This is a genomic window from Streptomyces antnestii, assembly GCF_004005495.1.
Taxonomy (GTDB): Bacteria; Actinomycetota; Actinomycetes; order Streptomycetales; family Streptomycetaceae; genus Streptomyces; species Streptomyces antnestii.
Genome location: NZ_RZYA01000049.1, coordinates 1 through 2,696 on the forward strand (window position 1 = coordinate 1; position 2,696 = coordinate 2,696).

3 protein-coding genes are annotated in these 2,696 nt (G+C 67.2%); all 3 read right to left on the reverse strand.

The features are described from left to right. On the reverse strand, window positions 1-762 hold the full coding sequence (locus EOT10_RS40840) for an amino acid ABC transporter ATP-binding protein (protein ID WP_127833433.1): 762 nt from the start codon (window positions 760-762) through the stop codon (window positions 1-3). After that, entirely contained in the window at window positions 759-1,703 is a 945-nt protein-coding gene (locus tag EOT10_RS40845) for an amino acid ABC transporter permease (protein WP_127833434.1), read from the reverse strand. The genes EOT10_RS40840 and EOT10_RS40845 overlap by 4 nt, the downstream gene beginning before the upstream one ends. A gap of 41 nt (window positions 1,704-1,744) precedes the next feature. Next, the coding region (locus EOT10_RS40850; protein ID WP_146003150.1) for an ABC transporter substrate-binding protein at window positions 1,745-2,696 on the reverse strand (952 nt) is incomplete at its 5' end.

Here is a 2,696-nt window from a genome sequence, read left to right on the forward strand (position 1 = left end):
TTACAGGACCTTGGAGAGGAAGGACTGGGTGCGTTCGTGCTGGGGGTTGGTGAGGACGTCGCGGGGGTGGCCGGATTCGACGACGACGCCGCCGTCCATGAAGACGAGGCTGTCGCCGACCTCGCGGGCGAAGCCCATCTCGTGGGTGACGACGATCATGGTCATGCCGGACTCGGCGAGGTCGCGCATGACGTCGAGGACGTCACCGACCAGCTCGGGGTCGAGGGCGGAGGTGGGCTCGTCGAAGAGCATCAGCTTGGGGTCCATCGCGAGCGCGCGGGCGATCGCGACGCGCTGCTGCTGGCCGCCGGAGAGCTGGGAGGGGTAGTTGCCGGCCTTGTCGCCCAGGCCGACGCGTTCCAGGAGCTGGCCGGCGCGTTCGCGGGCGGCGGCGCGGGACTGGCGCTTGACCTGGACCGGGGCCTCCATGACGTTCTCGAGGGCGGTCAGGTGGGGGAAGAGGTTGAAGCGCTGGAACACCATGCCGATGTCGCGGCGCTTGAGGGCGACCTCGCTGTCTTTCAGCTCGTAGAGCTTGTCGCCCTTTTGCCGGTAGCCGACCAGGTCGCCGTCGACGTAGAGCCGGCCGGCGTTGATCTTCTCCAGGTGGTTGATGCAGCGCAGGAACGTCGACTTGCCGGAGCCGGAAGGGCCGATGAGGCAGAAGACCTCGCCCTCCTTGACCTCCAGGTCGATGCCCTTGAGGACCTCGACGTTGCCGAACGACTTGTGGACGCCTTCGGACTTCACCATGGCGGTCATGCCGTGGCCCCCTTGCGGCTGTTGAGGGACAGCAGATTCTTCTTGACCTTCTGCCAGGGAGTGGGCGGCAGGGTGCGGCTGGAGCCGCGTGCGTAGTAGCGCTCCAGGTAGTACTGGCCGACGCTGAGGACGGAGGTCATCACGAGGTACCAGGCGGCGGCGAGGAAGTACATCTCGACGGGGGCGCCGGAGTTCTGGCCGATGTCCTGGGCGTAGCGGAACAGTTCGTAGAACTGGACCGCGGAGACGAGGGAGGTCGTCTTGAGCATGTTGATGACTTCGTTGCCCGTGGGCGGCACGATCACGCGCATCGCCTGCGGGATCACGATCCGGCGCAGGGTCTTGGAGTGGCTCATGCCCAGGGCGTGGGAGGCCTCGGTCTGGCCCTCGTCGACCGAGAGCAGACCGGCGCGGCAGATCTCCGCCATGTAGGCGGCCTCGTTCAGGCCCAGCCCCAGGAGCGCCGTGAGGAACGGCGTCATGAAGGAGGACCAGTAGTCCTTGTAGATCGGGCCGAGGTTGATGTACTCGAAGACCAGGCCGAGGTTGAACCAGACGAAGAGCTGGACCAGGACCGGGGTGCCGCGGAAGAACCAGATGTAGAACCAGGCGATCGAGGAGGTCACCGGGTTGCGAGACAGGCGCATCACCGCGAGGAGGATGCCGCCCGCGACGCCGATGACCATGGAGATCACGGTCAGCAGCAGGGTCTGGCCGACGCCCTTGAGGATGCGGTCGTCGAAGAAGTAGTCGGGGATCGCACCCCAGTTGATCTTGCCCTGGGCGAACGCGTACACGATCGCGCCCAGAATGCCGATCGCGAGGACCGCGGCGACGTAGCGGCCGTAGTGACGGACCGGGATGGCCCTGATGGCCTCGGGTCCCGCCGGGGGCGGCGGGGTCTCCTCGGGGCCGTCCGTCTTGTCGATGTCAGCAGACACGGGTGTTGCCTTTCAACGGCTGGGTGACGAGAGGGGTGCGGTCACTTGCCGCCGTTGAGGGAGGCTTCCTTGACGGCGCCGGCCTCGACGCCCCACTTCGCGACGATCTTGTCGTACTCGCCGTTCTTGATCACGGCGTTCAGCGCGGCCTGCAGAGCGTCCCGCAGCTGGGTGTTGCCCTTGGCGACGGCGATGCCGTACGGCGCCGCCATGACCTGGTCGCCGACGATCTGGAAGTCCTTGCCGCCACCCGAGGTCTTGACCGCCCACGCGGCGACCGGGAAGTCGGACGAACCGGCGTCCGCGCCGCCCGCCCGCAGCCGGGTCTGGGCCTGCTGGTCGTCGTCGAACGACTCGATCGCGAGCTTCTTGCCGGACGGGCACTTCTTCGCCTGCGTCTTGGCCAGGTCGTGCGAGGTCGTGCCGCGCTGCACGACGATCTTCTTGCCGCACAGGTCGTCCCAGGTCTTGATCCCCTGGGTCTTGCCCTTCGGCGTGTAGACCGAGACGCCGGCGTTGAAGTAGTCCACGAAGTCGACGCCCTCGCCGACCTTCTTGCCGGTGTCCGGGTCGACGCCGTTCTCCCGGTCCTTGGTGTCCGTCATCGCCGACATCGCGATGTCGTACCGCTTGGACCGCAGACCCGTGATGAGGGTGTCGAAGGTGCCGTTCTGGAACTCGAACTTCACACCCAGCTGCTTGCCCATCGCCGCCGCCAGGTCGGGGTCGATGCCCGCGGTGTTGCCGGACTTGTCCTTGTACTCGACGGGCGCGTACGCGATGTCCGAACCCACCGTGATCACACCCTTGTCGCGGAGCTCCTTGGGCAGCTTGGCCGCGAGCGGCGCACCCTTCGCGGAGCCGGCGGGCGCGCCCTTGTCCTTGGTCTGGTCACCGCAGCCGGACAGCAGCAGAGTGCCGGCGACCGCGATCGCGCCGACCACGGCGATCCGGGACTTCGCGGACTTCGCAGCGGTCGAACGACGGGTGGTG

Bases quoted from the DNA above. Each gene is read 5' to 3' on its own strand.
- EOT10_RS40840 (WP_127833433.1), bottom strand. From the start codon at position 762: ATGACCGCCATGGTGAAGTCCGAAGGCGTCCACAAGTCGTTCGGCAAC.